Source organism: Chromohalobacter sp. (genome assembly GCF_039830575.1).
GTDB classification, from domain to species: domain Bacteria; phylum Pseudomonadota; class Gammaproteobacteria; order Pseudomonadales; family Halomonadaceae; genus Chromohalobacter; species Chromohalobacter israelensis.
The window spans coordinates 459,626-475,146 of the sequence record NZ_JBDOOX010000009.1; the positions used below are offsets into that span (position 1 = coordinate 459,626).

Annotated in this window: 15 protein-coding genes and 1 pseudogene; 7 read left to right on the forward strand and 9 right to left on the reverse strand. The window is 62.0% G+C overall.

All coding sequences use genetic code 11. The features are described 5' to 3' along the window. Positions 1-134: 134 nt before the first annotated feature. Complete coding sequence (locus tag ABGX75_RS09005; protein ID WP_347410783.1) at positions 135-1,625, forward strand: CoA-acylating methylmalonate-semialdehyde dehydrogenase; 1,491 nt, start codon at positions 135-137, stop codon at positions 1,623-1,625. 55 nt (positions 1,626-1,680) lie between these two features. Here ABGX75_RS09005 and ABGX75_RS09010 read toward each other — a convergent pair whose 3' ends face one another. The 4 genes from ABGX75_RS09010 to ABGX75_RS09025 form a co-directional block, all read right to left on the reverse strand. Beyond that, the gene (locus ABGX75_RS09010; RefSeq protein ID WP_128690285.1) at positions 1,681-2,112 is read right to left on the reverse strand and encodes a GFA family protein; all 432 of its coding nucleotides are present in this window, start codon (positions 2,110-2,112) and stop codon (positions 1,681-1,683) included. A gap of 59 nt (positions 2,113-2,171) precedes the next feature. Next, positions 2,172-3,185 (reverse strand): serine hydrolase, encoded by a 1,014-nt coding sequence (locus ABGX75_RS09015; RefSeq protein ID WP_347410784.1) that lies wholly within the window; start codon positions 3,183-3,185, stop codon positions 2,172-2,174. A gap of 362 nt (positions 3,186-3,547) precedes the next feature. Beyond that, complete coding sequence (locus ABGX75_RS09020; protein ID WP_179152279.1) at positions 3,548-4,312, reverse strand: SDR family oxidoreductase; 765 nt, start codon at positions 4,310-4,312, stop codon at positions 3,548-3,550. Between the two features lie 92 nt (positions 4,313-4,404). Continuing rightward, complete coding sequence (locus tag ABGX75_RS09025) at positions 4,405-5,004, reverse strand: LysE family translocator (RefSeq protein ID WP_287124151.1); 600 nt, start codon at positions 5,002-5,004, stop codon at positions 4,405-4,407. A gap of 105 nt (positions 5,005-5,109) precedes the next feature. On the opposite strand from ABGX75_RS09025, the gene ABGX75_RS09030 reads away from it, so the two are divergent. Further along, entirely contained in the window at positions 5,110-5,553 is a 444-nt protein-coding gene (locus tag ABGX75_RS09030) for an Lrp/AsnC family transcriptional regulator (protein WP_347410785.1), read from the forward strand. Positions 5,554-5,630: 77 nt separating this feature from the next. On the opposite strand, the gene ABGX75_RS09035 is transcribed toward ABGX75_RS09030, so the two are convergent. After that, complete coding sequence (locus tag ABGX75_RS09035; RefSeq protein WP_011506432.1) at positions 5,631-6,107, reverse strand: peroxiredoxin; 477 nt, start codon at positions 6,105-6,107, stop codon at positions 5,631-5,633. Between the two features lie 148 nt (positions 6,108-6,255). Further along, positions 6,256-7,611: an MFS transporter gene (locus ABGX75_RS09040; protein WP_011506433.1), complete on the reverse strand. Its 1,356-nt coding sequence runs from the start codon at positions 7,609-7,611 to the stop codon at positions 6,256-6,258. A gap of 373 nt (positions 7,612-7,984) precedes the next feature. On the opposite strand from ABGX75_RS09040, the gene ABGX75_RS09045 reads away from it, so the two are divergent. Both ABGX75_RS09045 and ABGX75_RS09050 read left to right on the forward strand, forming a co-directional pair. After that, positions 7,985-8,563: an ANTAR domain-containing protein gene (locus tag ABGX75_RS09045; RefSeq protein ID WP_347410786.1), complete on the forward strand. Its 579-nt coding sequence runs from the start codon at positions 7,985-7,987 to the stop codon at positions 8,561-8,563. 9 nt (positions 8,564-8,572) lie between these two features. Further along, the gene (locus ABGX75_RS09050) at positions 8,573-9,793 is read left to right on the forward strand and encodes a CmpA/NrtA family ABC transporter substrate-binding protein (protein ID WP_301968206.1); all 1,221 of its coding nucleotides are present in this window, start codon (positions 8,573-8,575) and stop codon (positions 9,791-9,793) included. Positions 9,794-9,862: 69 nt separating this feature from the next. Here the strand turns inward: ABGX75_RS09050 and ABGX75_RS09055 are convergent, their stop codons facing one another. Both ABGX75_RS09055 and ABGX75_RS09060 read right to left on the reverse strand, forming a co-directional pair. Next, the gene (locus ABGX75_RS09055) at positions 9,863-11,515 is read right to left on the reverse strand and encodes a peptidoglycan DD-metalloendopeptidase family protein (protein WP_179152276.1); all 1,653 of its coding nucleotides are present in this window, start codon (positions 11,513-11,515) and stop codon (positions 9,863-9,865) included. A 202-nt stretch (positions 11,516-11,717) separates the two neighbouring features. Further along, positions 11,718-12,566, reverse strand: a complete 849-nt coding sequence (locus tag ABGX75_RS09060) for a pirin family protein (RefSeq protein WP_011506437.1) — start codon at positions 12,564-12,566, stop codon at positions 11,718-11,720. 91 nt (positions 12,567-12,657) lie between these two features. Here ABGX75_RS09060 and ABGX75_RS09065 point away from each other — a divergent pair, with 91 nt between their 5' ends. Further along, on the forward strand, positions 12,658-13,581 hold the full coding sequence (locus ABGX75_RS09065) for a LysR family transcriptional regulator (RefSeq protein WP_011506438.1): 924 nt from the start codon (positions 12,658-12,660) through the stop codon (positions 13,579-13,581). Between the two features lie 208 nt (positions 13,582-13,789). On the opposite strand, the gene ABGX75_RS09070 is transcribed toward ABGX75_RS09065, so the two are convergent. After that, positions 13,790-14,104: a helix-turn-helix domain-containing protein gene (locus ABGX75_RS09070; RefSeq protein ID WP_000349485.1), complete on the reverse strand. Its 315-nt coding sequence runs from the start codon at positions 14,102-14,104 to the stop codon at positions 13,790-13,792. A 111-nt stretch (positions 14,105-14,215) separates the two neighbouring features. Between ABGX75_RS09070 and ABGX75_RS09075 the strand changes: the two genes are divergently transcribed. Beyond that, the gene (locus tag ABGX75_RS09075; RefSeq protein ID WP_023660029.1) at positions 14,216-15,250 is read left to right on the forward strand and encodes a permease; all 1,035 of its coding nucleotides are present in this window, start codon (positions 14,216-14,218) and stop codon (positions 15,248-15,250) included. Positions 15,251-15,262: 12 nt separating this feature from the next. Continuing rightward, positions 15,263-15,521 (forward strand): annotated as a pseudogene (locus ABGX75_RS09080) (transposase family protein); the annotation flags it as partial.

The following is a 15,521-nucleotide window of genomic DNA, read 5'->3' on the forward strand; positions in this document are numbered from 1 at the left end:
TCATCCGTCATGGATGACGGATGTAGCGCCCAGGGAAGGGTCTACAGCGCCCTCGCGAAGACTTGTCCACGGAAAGCGCATCGGAACGCCGGCACTCAAGCATTTCTCTTACGGTTGCATTCAAGAGGTGATACATGACCACACTCGGCCATCTGATCAACGGCTCACGCGTCGCCGGAGAAGGACGCACCCAGGACATCTTCAATCCCTCCACCGGTGAGGTCGGCGGCCAGGTGAGCCTGGCCAGCAAGGCCACCGTCGAGGACGCCATCGCCGCCGCCCAGGCCGCCTTTCCGGCCTGGCGCGACACGCCGCCCGCCAAGCGGGCGCGGGTGATGTTCAACTTCAAGCAGTTGCTGGAGCAGAACGCCGACGAGATCGCCCGGCTGATCGGCCAGGAGCACGGCAAGATCGTCCATGACGCCAAGGGCGAACTGCAGCGCGGCATCGAGAACGTGGAATACGCCTGTGGCGTGCCGGAGCTGCTCAAGGGCGAGTACAGCAAGAACACCGGGCCCGGCATCGACTCCTGGAGCGAGTTCCAGCCGCTGGGCGTGGTGGCCGGCATCACGCCGTTCAACTTTCCGGCCATGGTGCCGCTGTGGATGTATCCCATGGCCATCGCCTGCGGCAACACCTTCGTGCTCAAGCCCTCCGAGCGCGACCCGACCTCGGCGCTCTACATCGCCGAGCTGGCCCTTGAAGCGGGCCTGCCCGCCGGCGTGCTGAACGTGGTCAACGGCGACAAGGAGGCGGTCGATACCCTGCTCGACGACAATCGCGTGAAGGCCGTGAGCTTCGTCGGTTCCACGCCGATCGCCGAAACCATCTACCAGCGCGCCAGTGCCAACGGCAAGCGCTGCCAGGCCCTCGGCGGCGCCAAGAACCACGCCATCGTGATGCCCGACGCCGACATGGACAACGTGGTCAATTCCCTGAACGGGGCTGCCTTCGGCTCCTCGGGGGAACGCTGCATGGCGCTGTCGGTGGCGGTGGCCGTGGGCGACGAGACCGCCGACGCGTTGATCGCCAAGATGCAGACGCAGATGAAGACCCTGAAGGTCGGCCCCTTCCATGACGCCGACAACGACTTCGGCCCGGTGATCACCAAGGCCCATCAGGAAAAGGTCTGCGGCCATATCGACAGCGCCGAGCAGCAAGGCGCCGATATCGTGGTTGATGGTCGCCGTATCCAGGTACCGGGGCACGAGCACGGCTTTTATGTCGGCGGGACGCTGATCGACCGCGTCACGCCCGACATGACCTGCTATCTCGAGGAGATCTTCGGGCCGGTGCTGTTGGTGGTGCGTGTCGGCACAATGGAAGAGGCCATGCGGCTGATCGACGACCACGAATATGGCAACGGCACCTGCATCTACACCCGTGACGGCGAGGCGGCGCGCTACTTCAGCGATCGTATCCAGGTGGGTATGGTCGGCATCAACGTGCCGCTGCCGGTGCCGGTGTCCTATCACAGCTTCGGCGGCTGGAAGCGCTCGCTGTTCGGCGACCTGGCCGCCTACGGGCCCGACGCCGTGCGCTTTTACACCAAGCGCAAGACCGTGACCCAGCGCTGGCCGTCGGCCGGCGTCCGAGAGGGCGCACAGTTCTCCTTTCCTTCCTGACGCTCGATGGCCCCGCTTCAAACGGGGCCATCGCTTCCTTGGCTAGCAGCAGTGCCTAGCTGCCGGCACTGCCCGCGAATTGCGCGAAGACCTCGTCGCCGGTCAGGCACGGAGTGTCGTTGGCGAAATCGTAGAAGCTCGGTTTTTCGTCGATGAAAATCTGCTGGGTGATGGCCCAGGGTTCGCCGGCATCCAGCAAACCGACGGGAAAGGCGTAGTGCTGCCCCTGGGTGAGACGATAGAAAAGGTGCGTGCCGCACTGGCGGCAGAAGCCGCGCTCGGCCCAGTCCGAGGAAGCGTAGACGCCGACGTTTTCCTCGCCCTCGAGGGTCATGGGCGCGTCGCTTTCGACGGCGAACATCGGCCCGCCGCTCCAGGTCTGGCACATGCGGCAGTGGCAAATGCTCACGTCATGACGCTCGAGCGTGACACGGATGCTGACGGCGCCGCACAGGCAGGTGCCTCGGCTCTCTTGGGATGCTGACATGGTGGGCTCCTTCTGGTGAGGGTCGATGAAGACCGGCAATGTCGTCAGGAATGGGGGAGTCAGTCAATGGCCTCGATGGCGTCGGCGACGGCCGCCTTGACGCGATTCAAGTAATCGCTGCCGTTGGAGGGCGGCGTGGGGTCGCTGGTCATGACAAGGGTGGTGTCATGCTCCGGCACCACGAAGAGCAGTTGCCCGCCATACCCCCAACCATAGTAGACCGGAGTCTCGGCGAGGTCGGTCATGAACCAGCCATAGCCGTAGTCGTCCTGATTGAAGTGTGAGCGAGTACGCGGCTGCCAGGAACGTTCGATCCACGAGGCGGGCAACACGTGCTGGCCGTCATGCATGCCCTGCTGCCGGTAGAGCTCGCCGATCTTCAACAAGGCGCGTGGCGTGAGCCCCATTTCGTTGCCTCCGAAATAGATGCCTTGCGGGTCACGCGTCCATGGCGGTACCTCGATCCCCAGGGGAGATCCCAGCCACTCGCGCATCAACGAGAGCGTATCGCGGCCACTGGCATCGGTCAGCGCGGCCGACAGCAGGTGGCTGTTGCCGGTCGAATACAGCATGCGACCGCCGGGATCGGCGACGAAGGGGCGCGACAAGGCATTGCCGACCCAGTCGTCGCTGGCCACCCAGCCACCGTAGTTGGCGCCGGAGGTGCGCTCGAGTCCGGCCTGCATCGACAGCAGGTGGCCGACCTCGATGTCCTGGACACGAGGATCGGCGTCACGAGGCACTCGGCCATCCAGCAGCTCGGTGATCGGCTGGTCGACGCCCTGGATGACGTCACGGGCGATAGCGGCTCCCACCAAAGCCGAGATGAGTGTCTTGGAGAGCGACTTGATGTTGGTGATGTCGTCGGGGGAGTGGCCGCGCCAGCCACGGGCGACGAGAGTTTCGCCGTCGACGGCGATGAGCAGGGTATGCGTGCGCGGCAAGTCGCCGAGCCGTTGCGCGGCGTCCTCCAGGGCGGGACGATCGATGGCCGCCATGGCATGCGGTGTCATGCCGGCGAAGGCGAGGGCAAGGACCGGCAGGCGCCAGGGATGCATGAATCGGGATAGCATGCGGCAAGCCTTCCATTGCAGACAAAGCAATAGTGTGGCCGATGCCGAGCGATACCCCCAACGTATGCGGTGCAAAAAAAAAGTCCCCAAGAAGGGGACTAGGGGAGCACGCCAGCTCACTCGGTTCATCGCTGTCATCAGCGACGTTGAAAAAGGTTGAAGCGTTTGCCCTGTCGCATGGGCCGTGCTTCGTACCTTTTGATTAGCGAGGCGCGTGCCATGTTTGTTAATTCTCTTTAAATACAACTCATTAGGAGGTCTGGCGGGTAGGAAAGGCGTGCCGTGACGTGCCGAAACGGGGGCGCCGTGCCCCAAGACGGGCAAAATGCCCGCCCCGTTGCACCATGGAAGGGCGGTGCGGCCTAAATCACCGAGAGCAGACCGCCGTCGACATAGATGATCTGGCCGTTGACGAAATTCGAGGCGGGAGCGGCGAGATAGACCACGGTGCCGACCAGGTCGTCCGGCGTGCCCCAGCGGCGCGCGGGCGTCCGATTGATGATCCAGTCGTTGAACTCGGGCTTGTCGACGAGGGGCTGGGTCATTTCAGTGATCATGTAGCCGGGGCCGATGGCGTTGGCTTGAATGCCGTGCTCGGCCCATTCTGCGGCCATCGACTGCGTGATCAGGCGCACGCCCCCCTTGGCGGCGGTATAGGCGCCGACCGTCGGACGGGCTACCGAGCTCATCAGCGAGCCGATATTGACGACCTTGCCCCCCTGACCGCGAGCGATCATCCGCCTGGCCACGTGGCGTCCCATCAGGAAGGTACTGCTCAGGTTGGTGTCGAGCACCTTCTGCCATTCCTCGTGGGATGTCTCGACGAGCGGTTTGCGCAGCTGGATTCCGGCATTGTTGACCAGGATGTCGATGTCGACGCCCTGGGCATCGAGGTCGGCGAGCGCCCTCTCGATGGCGGCCTCGTCGGTGACATCGAACGAGGTGACGAGCACGTCGTGCCGCGCCTCGGCCAGGGCCTGCCGGGCCTGCTCGAGCTTCTCGGTGTTGCGTCCGTGCACGATCACGCGCGCGCCGGCTTCCGCCAGGCCCTTGGCCATGGCATACCCGAGGCCGCCGGATGAACCGGTGATCAGGGCCGTCTTGCCGGTGAGATCGAATAGCGTCATCGCGTGTCATCTCCTTGTGTTGTCGTGTGGCGGGTGTCATGACGAATGCCCCGACCAGTCTAGCGCGAAATGTATCGACACGATGATGCTTCTTACCCACCGATACCCAACACCGGATAGAGCGAGGCCACGAGCAATACGGCCATGGCGATATTGAACGCGCGACGACGCCGGTCGCTTGAGAGCCAATGGCGAACCACCGTGCCCAGCCAGGCCCAGATGGAAATCGCTGGGAAGCAGACCAGGGCGAAGGCAGCCGCCACCAGCATGATGGCCAGTAGCGAGCGGTCGGGCGCGTAGAGCGTGATCGCCGACAGGCCCATCGCCCATGCCTTGGGATTCACCCACTGAAAAGCCGCGGCTTGCCAGAAGGTCATCGGTTGACCGCCGGTCGCCGTGTCCTTCAGTGGCGCGGCCGTGGCGATCTTCCAGGCCAGCCAGAGCAGGTAACCGATGGAGAGAACCTCCAGGATGTTACGAAGAAGTGGAAAGGCGTCGAACAGTGCCATCAGTCCTACACCGGCCATCAGGGTCAATACGGTCAAGCCGCCGACGATGCCGATCATGTGCGGTACTGTTCTGCGAAACCCGAAGTTGGCACCGGAAGCCATTAGCATGAGGTTGTTCGGTCCCGGGGTCGCGGTGGTGACCAGCGCGAAGCCCAGCAGGGCAGCGAGTGTGGAGAAATTCATGGACGATCCTCTCTTTGCATGTGGTGTGAAATTTTAAGAGAATCGTTACGCAATATTGGGTTTTATATCGTCTTTTATGCGCGTTTTATGCAATGAAGGAATGAAATGGATGCTGTAGACCGCAGGATATTGCAAGAGCTCATGCAGGATGGTCGTATCAGCAACGTGCAACTGGCCGAGCGTGTCGCATTATCCCCTTCGGCATGCCTGCGTCGTGTCCAGGAGCTCGAGCGTACAGGGGTAATTCGCGGTTATCGCGCGGTGACCGATCCCCAGCGCATGGGCCGCGGATTCGTGGCTTATGTCACGGTGGGATTGTCGTCGCACACCAAGACCGCTCAAGAAACCTTCGAGCGTGCCATGCATGTCGCCTCCGACGTGGTCGAATGTCACAACATCGCCGGCACGTTCGAGTATCTCTTGCGCGTCGAAAGTCAGGATCTGGCAAGCTACAAGCGCTTTCACACCGAAATGCTGGGGACGCAGCCCCATGTCAGTGCGATCACGACGCACATCGTGATGAGCTCACCGAAAGACGAGCGGCGTTAGTCGGTCGACCGGTGCCGGATGCACCGGTCGTGGCAGGGAAGCAATGGCGTGCATCGGCAGAGCGCCGACGCACAACCTCACAAGTTGGCGAGGATGGTTTCGGCGCTGCTCTTCTCGACGCCCTTTTCATCGACGCCCAGATAGCTCACCACGCCATCGTCGACGATCATGGCGTAACGCTGGCTGCGGGTACCCATGCCGGCGCCGCTGGCGTCTTTCTCCATGCCGATGGCGCGGGTGAAATCGGCATGGCCGTCGGCGAGCATGGTGATCGCCTGGGCGTTTTGATCCTGCTGCCAGGCGCCGAGCACGAAGGCGTCGTTGACGGCCAGGCAGGCGATGGCATCCACCCCCTTGGCGAGGATGTCGTCGGCGTTGATCACGAAGCCCGGCATGTGGGTGTTGGAGCACCCCGGCGTAAAGGCGCCGGGCACCGCGAACAGCACCACGCGCTTGCCGGCGAAGAACTCGCCGGTATCGAGGTCTTCCGGGCCGTTGGCGCCGTTGGTCTTGAGGGTGACGTTGGGCAGCTTGTCGCCTACCGCGATGGTCATAGCGAACTCCTTTTGGTGTCGATCCTGACCGTTCACAGTGCGCCATTCATGCCGGCTGCCGCAACCCCTCACTGGCCGGAGGGGCAACATGGCGACAGCCACCGCCATGGCGGTGGCCTTGTGTCGTGGCCCGGTAAGCGGGGGCGGTTCAGCGCGCCGCGATGGCATCGCCTGGAGTGTCGTGACCCGCGACGGCGTTGCGGTAGGCGGCATCTTCCTCGGCGAGGACCTGTGGCGAGAAGCGCACCAGCAAGGCGCAGAACGATGCAAGCAGTACGGCCAGGCCAAGATAAAACAGCCCTTGCTGATAACTCAGCGACTCGCTGCGGAACAGAAAGCCCGCCGCCACGGCGCCGGCGTTGCCGCCGGCTCCCACGATGCCCGCCACGGCGCCGAGCGCCTTCTTGTTGATGAAGGGCACGACCCCGAAGGTGGCGCCCTCGGCCATCTGGGTGAACAGGCTGAAGACCAGCATGATGCCGATGGCGAGTGCCAATGTCTGCATCTGGGCGAAGCCCATCAGCGCGATGCCTTCGCAGAACATGGCGATGAACAGCCAGCGCACGCGTCCCCTGAGGCCGCCATGACGGGCGAACAGGTCCGAGAAGATGCCCCCCAGGGTGCGAGCGAACAGGTTCATCAAGCCGAACAGGCCGGCGATCAAGCCGGCAGTGGCCAGATCGAGCTCGAAGGTGTCGAAAAAGTAGATGGCGGCGATGTTGTTGATGGTCAGCTCGACGCCGAAGCAGGCCGCATAGACGATGAACAGCGCCCATACGCGCACGTCCCGCATGGCCGCGCCGAAGCTGTGCGCCATGCCGTGCTCCTTCTCGGGATAGGGAAGTTCACCGCGTGCCCGAAGCGTGTCGAAGTTGCCGTCGGGCGCGTCCTGGGTAAAGACGTAATAGGCGATGCCGGTCAAGAACAGCACGATGCCGGGCACGACCATGGCCAGTCGCCAGCCGAGCGCTTCGTTGACGCCCAGCATCAGGATGCCGGAAAAGACCAGCGGCATCAGGATCTGCGTGGTGCCGCCCCCCAGGTTGCCCCAGCCTGCCGTGGTCGCGTTGGCGGTACCGACGACATTGGGTGCGAACATGATCGAGGAATGATATTGGGTGATCACGAAAGAGGCGCCGATGGCCCCGATCGCCAGCCGTGCCAGCAGGAAGGTCTCGAAGCTGTCGGCCAGGCCGATCAACATCACGGGAAGCGAGCCGAGGCATAGCAGCCAGGTGTAGGCCTTGCGTGGCCCGATCTTGTCGCAGAGCAGGCCGATGACCAGGCGGACCAGCACCGTGATGGCGACGGAAGCGATGATGGTGTTGCCGATCTGGGCCTTGCTCAGGTCGAGGTCTTCGCGCACCACGGCCATCAAGGGCGCGATGCCGAACCAGCCGAAGAAGCAGACGTGAAATGCGAACCATGACATGTGGAAGGCACGCATTTGCGGTGACTTGAGGCTGAAAAGCCGTATCTTGTTGGCTTTGTTGCGGATTTCCATGACTCATCCTCTCGCGATGAAATGACGGAGCTCGAACGCGACGCCGGCGACCTTCGGGGAAGGGCCGTGTGCTCGGGTTCGACGCACTCGTACTCACCTGGTGAGCCTGGTCCACGTCTCGGTACTGTTGAACAAGCAAGGGGTGTGCCAAAGTGGGATCGTCGGGCGAGTGCGCCACCGTGGGCGCCGCCGCCCCGTCGAATCCCGCGAGGAAGGTGCGGTAATGGTGCGGCACGAGGCGTCTTTGCACCGCTGCAATGCATCTTCGGTGCCGCGGCGACGTGCAGCCGGCCTGACGCCCGGGCTGCCGCGGGGCTTTTTCTGGCACGCAAGCTGCATTGCAAGTCGACAAGCACCCAGGAGAGGAATGCGCATGACCGTGAAGGTGCTGATCGTGGATGCCCGCCCGGAGCGTTCCCGGGCACTGGAGCAAGCGCTGCATGAGGCGGGGTTCGATGTGGTGACGCGCGTCGACGAGCATGACGACCTCTACGCCATCATGACGCTTGAGGTGCCGGATGCGGTGATCATCGACGCGGCCCTGCCGAGCCGCGACACCCTGGAGCACATGGGGCAGCTGGGGCGACGCTTTCCCAAGCCCATGATCATGCTGGCCGAGGAAGAAACCCCCGAGCTGACACGAGAGGCGACGAGCGTGGGCGTCAGCGCGTATGTAGTCGAGGATGTGCAACCCGCGCTGGTGCGTTCGATGGTCAACGTGGCGATCGCCAGCTTCGAGTCGCATCGTGCCTTGAAGGGGGAGTTGAGCAAGACGCAGACCACCCTGGCGCAGCGGCGCACCGTCGAGCGCGCCAAGAGCCGGCTGATGCAAGCGCATGCCCTCACCGAAGATGATGCCTATCAATGGCTGCGCAAGCGTGCCATGAACCGCCGATTGACCATTTTCGAGGTGGCCCAGGCGGTCCTGGCCACCGACGATTCCGAGTCGTAGGAGACATTGATGAACGATCGCCAGACGCCTCGAGATGCGTGGCCTTCGCCGGAACTCGACACGCTGACGCTGGGCATGCTGCCGCTCAACGATGCCGCGCCGTTGGTGGTAGCGCGTGAGCGCGGCTTCTTCGCCGAGCAGGGGCTGGACGTCACGTTGAGCGTGGAGTCGTCGTGGGCGGGGATGCGCGATGCCATGCAGTTGGCACTGCTCGATGGCGCACAGATGCTGCCATTGATGCCGCTGGCCTCGACGCTTGGGCTCGACGGTCGACGAACGCCGATGCTCTCGGCGCTGACCCTCAGTCTCGGCGGCAATGCCATCACCGTGTCCAACGCCTTGTACGACGACATGCTGGCTGCCGATCCCGACGCCATGGCGGCCTCACCGACCTCCGCCCGGGCGCTGGCGACGGTGGTGAGACAGCGGCGGGAGACGGGAGCGCCACCGCTGCGTTTCGCCAGCGTGTATCCCTTTTCCTCGCATCGCTATTTGTTGCGCTACTGGCTGGCGGAAGGCGGTGTCGATCCCGATCGCGATCTCGAATTGCGCGTGGTACCGCCGCCTCTGGTGGCACAGCAGCTCGAGGCCGGATGGCTGGACGGCTATTGCGTGGGCGAGCCCTGGAATACGCTCGCGGCACGCCGCGAACGTGGGCGTGTGCTGATCGGCAGCCACGCCATCTGGCAGAACGGCCAGGAGAAGGTTTTCGCGGTACGCGAAGAGTGGGCCCAGGCGTATCCGGCCACGCACCGTGCTGTCTTGCGTGCCTTGTTGAAGGCATGCGCATGGCTCGAGGCTCCGGCGCACCGAGGCGAGGCGGCACGCCTGATGTGCGAGCGGGGGTATCTGGATGTCGCGCCCAGCGTGGTCGAGGACAGCATGCTGGCGGAGGGGGCGTCGCTGACGCATGGCATGAGTGTCTTTCATCGTCATGCCGCGAATTTCCCGTGGCGCTCCCATTTGCTCTGGTACGCCGGGCAGATGCGGCGCTGGCAGCACCTGGACGTCGACGACGCGGTGCTTGATGAGTGCCTGTCCCGTTGTGTCCGGCCGGACCTGTTTCGTGAGGCCGCCGATGACCTGGGCATCAATTATCCGTTGGTGGATGCCAAGAGCGAGGGCGAGCATGGGGGCGCCTGGGTGATGGAAGGGCGGCATGGTCCGCTCGACATGGGCGGCGACCGGCTTCTGGGCGGTGCCCGATTCGCACCTTCCCTGCATTCATGACCCCTGAAAACGCCACGCCCCACCAGAAGGTGGGGCGTGGTGCTGATTGCTCGACGAGCGAGGCCGGGATCAGCCTTCGTCGCCGCTGTCCTCGTCGAGACGCACGCTGGCGATGGCCGGGGCGTCGGCGTCGCTTTCCAGCTTGGCGAGCAGCGGTTTGGACTGCTTTTGAAACGCCGCCAGTGCCTTGCCTTCCAGGCTCTGGTTCTCGGGAAGCTTGACGCGCATGGCATCCACCGCACGGTTGTTGACCATCACCTCGTAATGCAGGTGCGGCCCCGTGCTGCCACCGGTGTTCCCCGACAGTGCGATTTTCTGCCCCATCTCGACGCGATCGCCCTCGGAGACGAGACGCTTGGAGAGGTGCATGTAGCGCGTCTTGTAGCCGTTGTCATGGCGGATGACCAGGTAATTGCCGGCGCCGCCTGCCTGATAGGCGGACTTGATGACGCGACCGGCGGCCGGTGCGTCGACGGGCGTGCCGGTACGCATGGCGAAGTCCGTGCCGCGATGCGGGCTGATGCGCCCGGTGATCGGGTGATGACGACGCAGGTTGAAAGGCGAACTGATGCGATAGTGACCTTCGAAGGGGTAGCGGTTGAACGCGGGATCAAGGCTTTGCCCATCGGGCGTGTAGAAACGGTCGTCGGCGCTGTTGCGGACGACGGTCAGGTCCATGCGTTCGCCCTGGTACTGGGCGGCCAGGATGCGCGAATCGACGCTCTCGCCTTCGAGCATGTCGGATTCGACGAGCACCTGGAAGTGATCGCCGGCCCGGGTGTTGCGGCGAAAATCCAGTTTCTTCGACAGCAGGTTGGTCAGTTGGGCGACTTCCGCGCCGGAGAGCCCGGTGGATTCCGCCGACAGCGTGAAGCTGCCGCTGACCGTGCCGGCGAACAGGCGCTGAGTGGCCTCGGTCGCCTTGGTGATGTTGGAGACGTCGAAATCGTCATGCGAGGAATCGCGCTCGATCAAATAGCCTTCGCGAGCGTTCTTCATGACGCGCAGTGCGAGCAGGTCGCCTTGTTCGTCGAGCTGGTAGTCGAACGAGCGGCCCACGCGCCAGCGGGTCAGGGTGTTCTTGTCGGGAACGCTGTCGAGGATGTGCATCACGTCACTGTAGCCGAGACCAAGCGTGCGCTCCGCCATCTGGGCGAAGGTGTCGCCCTTCTGGACCGTATAGGTTTCCCACTCCGGCACGAATTCCTGCTGGGCGGCGATTTCCCGCTCGAGATTCGGGGTGCCATCCTCGTCATGCAGTTCCATCGGGTCGATGGAAAAGTCTTCGTAGGAGGTGCCGCCCAGTTCTTCGCTGTCGTAATCGCTTTCGGACGCTAGCTTCGGCAGCTGAATGGCGACGTGCATTGCGGCGTTGGCAATATGAGCGTGCGTATCGCGAGTCTCGAAGGCTTGGGCTTCGGGCAGCGCATTATCCTTGGCATGCGCTTTGTCGATCAGGCTGACATCGACGATTTCCTGGGCCTTGAGATCGCTCAGCGGGATGTTCCGTGTGGTCACGGTTGCCAGGGTATCGAGGGCCTCGCCACCCAGTGTGGAAGCGGTCGAGTCGCTGGAAGTCGCCACTTTGGGGCTGGTGGCGTTGCCGCTGTCGTCGCCGACAACGGTCACGATCTGGTGTGCGCCCAGCACGGTCACCATGGTGGCAACCGGTAACAAGAGTAACTTATGCGTGCGGGGCAGCGAATGAAGAATTCGCAACATGATGAATAAAGGCCGTATATATGAACATGGAAATGGGTAAAAGCCAACGGAACCTTAACCCATGGCAAATAAAATGCCTATCCTGTTCATGCATACAGCCTATCATGCAGGCATGGCAAGCTGTCGTATCAGCCTGCCTGCCCTGGTGGCTATGTGGGTAATCCTTTACCTTTGCCACGCTTTGTACAGTAGTTGCATAAATTTACTCAGTCAAGGTGCCGTCCCGGTAGGCTTGCATGGCGGCCTCGAGCTCGTGGCGTGAGTTCATCACGAAGGGGCCATAATGTGCAATGGGCTCGCGGTGCGGCGTGCCGCGCAGGAGAAGGGCGCCTGCCGAGCCCGTTGCGCTCAGTGTCAATGCGTCGCCGGCGTCGAGGATGGCGAGGTGGCCGGCGGTTACCGGCTGTTCGCCTACATCGAGGGTGCCGCGATAGACGTAGACCAGCAGGGTGTCATCGGTGAGCCCCATCAGTTGCAGGGTGCCGCCTTCGAAGCGCGCATCGGCGACTGCGGCGTTGCCTGCCAGAGCATCCAGGGGGCCGTCGATTTCTGCCGACGCATCCTGCCAGTGGCCGCCGAGTGCGATCAACGTGGCGCCATCCGCGTCGAGACGAGGCATTTCCTGTGCGCGAATATCGCGGTAGGTGGCGGGGCTGAGCTTGTCACGCGCCGGCAGATTGATCCACAGCTGAAAGGCGTGCAGGCCCTGGGCGTCGGTCAGGGGCATTTCCGAATGAATCATGCCGCGTCCGGTATGCATCCATTGTGCATCGCCGGCATGGATGGTGCTGCTGTGACCGAGGTGATCCTCGTGCGTCAGCCCGCCATGGATCACATAGGTCAGCGTCTGCATGCCGCGATGAGGATGCGGGGGAAAGCCGCGGATATAGTCGTCCGGCTGGTCGGAGCCCAGCTCGTCGAGCATCAGGAAGGGGTCGAGCCCGCCCTCGAAATCGTGCAGGCGCAGGATCTTGACGCCATCACCGTCTTGGCTGGGGTGGCTGGCGCGGATGTCGCGAATCCGGCGTGGCGTTGTCGTGGCATGGGACATGGAAAATCTCCTTTGCTTTTGTCTAGCATTCTAGTTCGGGTTTTTCGAAAATTAATCGCATATTGTTGGCTTCTTGCTTCGAGTATTTCGAATGAAAAATGTCACATTGGCGCAATGGCGCATGCTGGCCGCCGTGGTCGATCATGGCGGGTTCGCGCGTGCCGCCGAGGCCGTGCACAAGAGTCCTTCCACGCTCAACCACGCGGTGCACAAGCTCGAGGAGCAATTGGGAATCCGCGTTCTGGAACCGGTGGGACGTCAGGTGCGCTTGACCGAGTCAGGCGCGATGCTGTTGCGGCGTGCCCGCCAGTTGCTGGAAAGCGCCGAAGCCCTCGAGGATGTCGCCGGGCGTCTGGCCGAAGGGCTCGAAGCCGAGGTCGTGCTCGCGGTGGACCAGATCTTCCCGCCGGATGCCTTGGCGCATGCGCTGGATGCCGTCTCGCGGGAATATCCGCATGTCCGCGTTCAGCTGCATGAAACCGTGCTCAATGGCGGCATCGAAATGCTCTATGACGGGCGCGCCGACCTGGTGGTATCGGGTATCGCCGCGCAAGGATTTCTGGGCGAGCCCCTGGTCAACGTGACGTTCCTGGCGGTGTCGCATCCCGACCATCCCTTGCAGCATCTGGGGCGCGAGCTCGATTTGCGCGATCTGGAGCAGCATCGCCAGCTGGTGGTGCGCGACTCGGCCCTCCGCCAGTCGATGGATGCCGGGTGGCTCAAGGCCGAGCAGCGCTGGACGCTGAGCCATCTGGAGACCTCGCTCGACATGTTGTGCCGGGGGTTGGGGTTCGCCTGGATGCCGACGACCCGCATTCGGGATGCCCTGCGCCAGGGCACGCTGGTGCCGCTGCCGCTCACCGTGGGAGGGCGTCGCGAGGTGCCGATACAGTTGATTTTCCGCGACCGGGATCGTGCGGGACCGGCGACACGCGCGACGGCACGCTCACTGCATGATGCGGTGGCGCGCTGCTGTGACGAGCATTCGACAGAAACGAACGGTCGGGCCACTTAAATGCGCTTGAGCTTCGATGGCATCGTTTTATGGGGTATCCGGAATTTCTGGTTGATAAAATGCCAAAGATGTAAAGAAGAAAATCTTTCTCAGCGGATTATCTGATTGATCCTCTTCAGCCTACTCTACTGCCAATTTTCTGTTTCCACCTTCGCCTGAGTCTTCATAGCGATGCTGACTAGGGAGGACAGCGAGAGCTGGGCAAGCGTCAAAGCGGTTCTGGTTCATGCGCAATCCGGACACCTGCACAACATTCCTCTTGTAAGAAACCGATCAAATTCTCTAGGTGCCCATACTCGGGTATACAGACAATCGTGCGGCTATGTTTCTCCTGCCGGATCAGCCCTACCTTGGCCATGCGCGCAAGGTGATGTGATAGCGTCGAAGCAGGAATACCCAGCCCCTTCTGGATATCTCCGACCGAAGCCCCATCATGGCCAGCTTTGACCAGAAAGCGGAACACGGACAGTCGGTGACTATTCCCTAGCTCAGCTAAGCTGGCTGCAACCTTTTCGTGATCCATAGCACGCCCCAATAATTCGATGTTTCTAGAATTATAGTTGACAGGTCGGATAAACGCAAGTAAGCTGCGTACATCATTTCGACAATACTAGAAATATAGGAGTAATATTGAATGTCACCTCAACTCCAAGACGCTCTAGGCATGTTCGCCTTTCTCGCTATCGAGCTATCGGTTTTATTCATTGGCATTAGCTTGCTGGTCGGAGTTCTTCAACGTCACATCCCACCATCCAAGGTGGAAGCGTTACTGACTTCCAGTGGGAAGCGAGGCTATTTTCTTGCTGCTGGTTTAGGAGCTATAACGCCCTTCTGTAGTTGCTCGACTATCCCCATGTTGAAAGGGTTGATTCGGGCACGGGCCGGTTTTGGGCCGATGATGGTGTTTCTTTTCTCATCTCCGTTGCTGAATCCTATCGTCGTCGGCCTGCTGGTTGCCACGTTTGGATGGACACTTACTGCTATCTATGTGCTCGCCGCTTTGGTGGTCGCGGTAGGTGCCGGATGGCTGCTTCACACGCTTGGCTTCGAGCGTTATGTGCGCCGGACGGCGACACAAGAGAGCAGTGGATGTAGTTCATCAGCAAGCCCGTGCAGTGCTACATCGACCGCATCGAGTTGCGGCACCAACAGCTGCGACACCACTCCGAAGACGGCTTCTTGCGGGGCTGATAGGAAGACAACAGTCTCTACGTCTAGCGAATGCTGTGACAGTCAACCCACTGTCACGGTTAAGAAAGAAGGGAAGTACAGTGGTGTGTGGCGGGAAGCTTGGTCGGACTTTATCGATGTGTTGCCTTACCTGCTCATCGGTATTGCGATTGGCAGCGTGATCTATGGTTTCATGCCCACTGACTTATTGGAGCAGTATGCAGGCCCAGATAATCCCTTTGCCATTCCAGTTGCCGCTGTCATCGGCGTGCCGTTGTATATTCGCGCTGAAGCCGTCATACCTCTGGCAGCGGCTCTGATGGCCAAAGGCGTGGGTGCCGGGACGGTGCTAGCGTTGATCATCGGCAGTGCCGGAGCCAGCCTGACTGAGCTCATTCTGTTGCGCTCTTTGTTCACGCTGAAGCTTTTAGCGGCGTTTTTAGCAGTCATTTTTGCTATGGCGATGATTGCCGGTTACGCCACCTACCTGTTTTTCTGATCAAGGCGGGAGATGATTAATTCGTTAAGCCTTCCTGGGTACCAGTTGGTGGATTCTGATGAGCAGAATGAAGACATACATTTTCGGCTTGAAGCACCTACACCAGTAGCCTGCGAGGGGTGCGGCGTGCAGGGTGAGTTCGTGCGGTTCGGCAAGCGTGACGTTCCCTATCGTGATCTGCCCATCCACGGCAAGCGGGTCACTCTCTGGGTGGTCCGCCGCCGATACACCTGCCGGGCCTGCAAGACAACATTCAGGCCCCAGCTACCGG

Bases quoted from the DNA above. Each gene is read 5' to 3' on its own strand.
- ABGX75_RS09045 (WP_347410786.1), top strand. From the start codon at position 7,985: ATGACCGTGAAGGTGCTGATCGTGGATGCCCGCCCGGAGCGTTCCCGG.
- ABGX75_RS09040 (WP_011506433.1), bottom strand. From the start codon at position 7,611: ATGGAAATCCGCAACAAAGCCAACAAGATACGGCTTTTCAGCCTCAAG.
- ABGX75_RS09030 (WP_347410785.1), top strand. From the start codon at position 5,110: ATGGATGCTGTAGACCGCAGGATATTGCAAGAGCTCATGCAGGATGGT.
- ABGX75_RS09050 (WP_301968206.1), top strand. From the start codon at position 8,573: ATGAACGATCGCCAGACGCCTCGAGATGCGTGGCCTTCGCCGGAACTC.
- ABGX75_RS09005 (WP_347410783.1), top strand. From the start codon at position 135: ATGACCACACTCGGCCATCTGATCAACGGCTCACGCGTCGCCGGAGAA.
- ABGX75_RS09020 (WP_179152279.1), bottom strand. From the start codon at position 4,312: ATGACGCTATTCGATCTCACCGGCAAGACGGCCCTGATCACCGGTTCA.
- ABGX75_RS09055 (WP_179152276.1), bottom strand. From the start codon at position 11,515: ATGTTGCGAATTCTTCATTCGCTGCCCCGCACGCATAAGTTACTCTTG.
- ABGX75_RS09015 (WP_347410784.1), bottom strand. From the start codon at position 3,185: ATGCTATCCCGATTCATGCATCCCTGGCGCCTGCCGGTCCTTGCCCTC.
- ABGX75_RS09025 (WP_287124151.1), bottom strand. From the start codon at position 5,004: ATGAATTTCTCCACACTCGCTGCCCTGCTGGGCTTCGCGCTGGTCACC.
- ABGX75_RS09075 (WP_023660029.1), top strand. From the start codon at position 14,216: ATGTCACCTCAACTCCAAGACGCTCTAGGCATGTTCGCCTTTCTCGCT.
- ABGX75_RS09035 (WP_011506432.1), bottom strand. From the start codon at position 6,107: ATGACCATCGCGGTAGGCGACAAGCTGCCCAACGTCACCCTCAAGACC.
- ABGX75_RS09060 (WP_011506437.1), bottom strand. From the start codon at position 12,566: ATGTCCCATGCCACGACAACGCCACGCCGGATTCGCGACATCCGCGCC.
- ABGX75_RS09070 (WP_000349485.1), bottom strand. From the start codon at position 14,104: ATGGATCACGAAAAGGTTGCAGCCAGCTTAGCTGAGCTAGGGAATAGT.
- ABGX75_RS09010 (WP_128690285.1), bottom strand. From the start codon at position 2,112: ATGTCAGCATCCCAAGAGAGCCGAGGCACCTGCCTGTGCGGCGCCGTC.
- ABGX75_RS09065 (WP_011506438.1), top strand. From the start codon at position 12,658: ATGAAAAATGTCACATTGGCGCAATGGCGCATGCTGGCCGCCGTGGTC.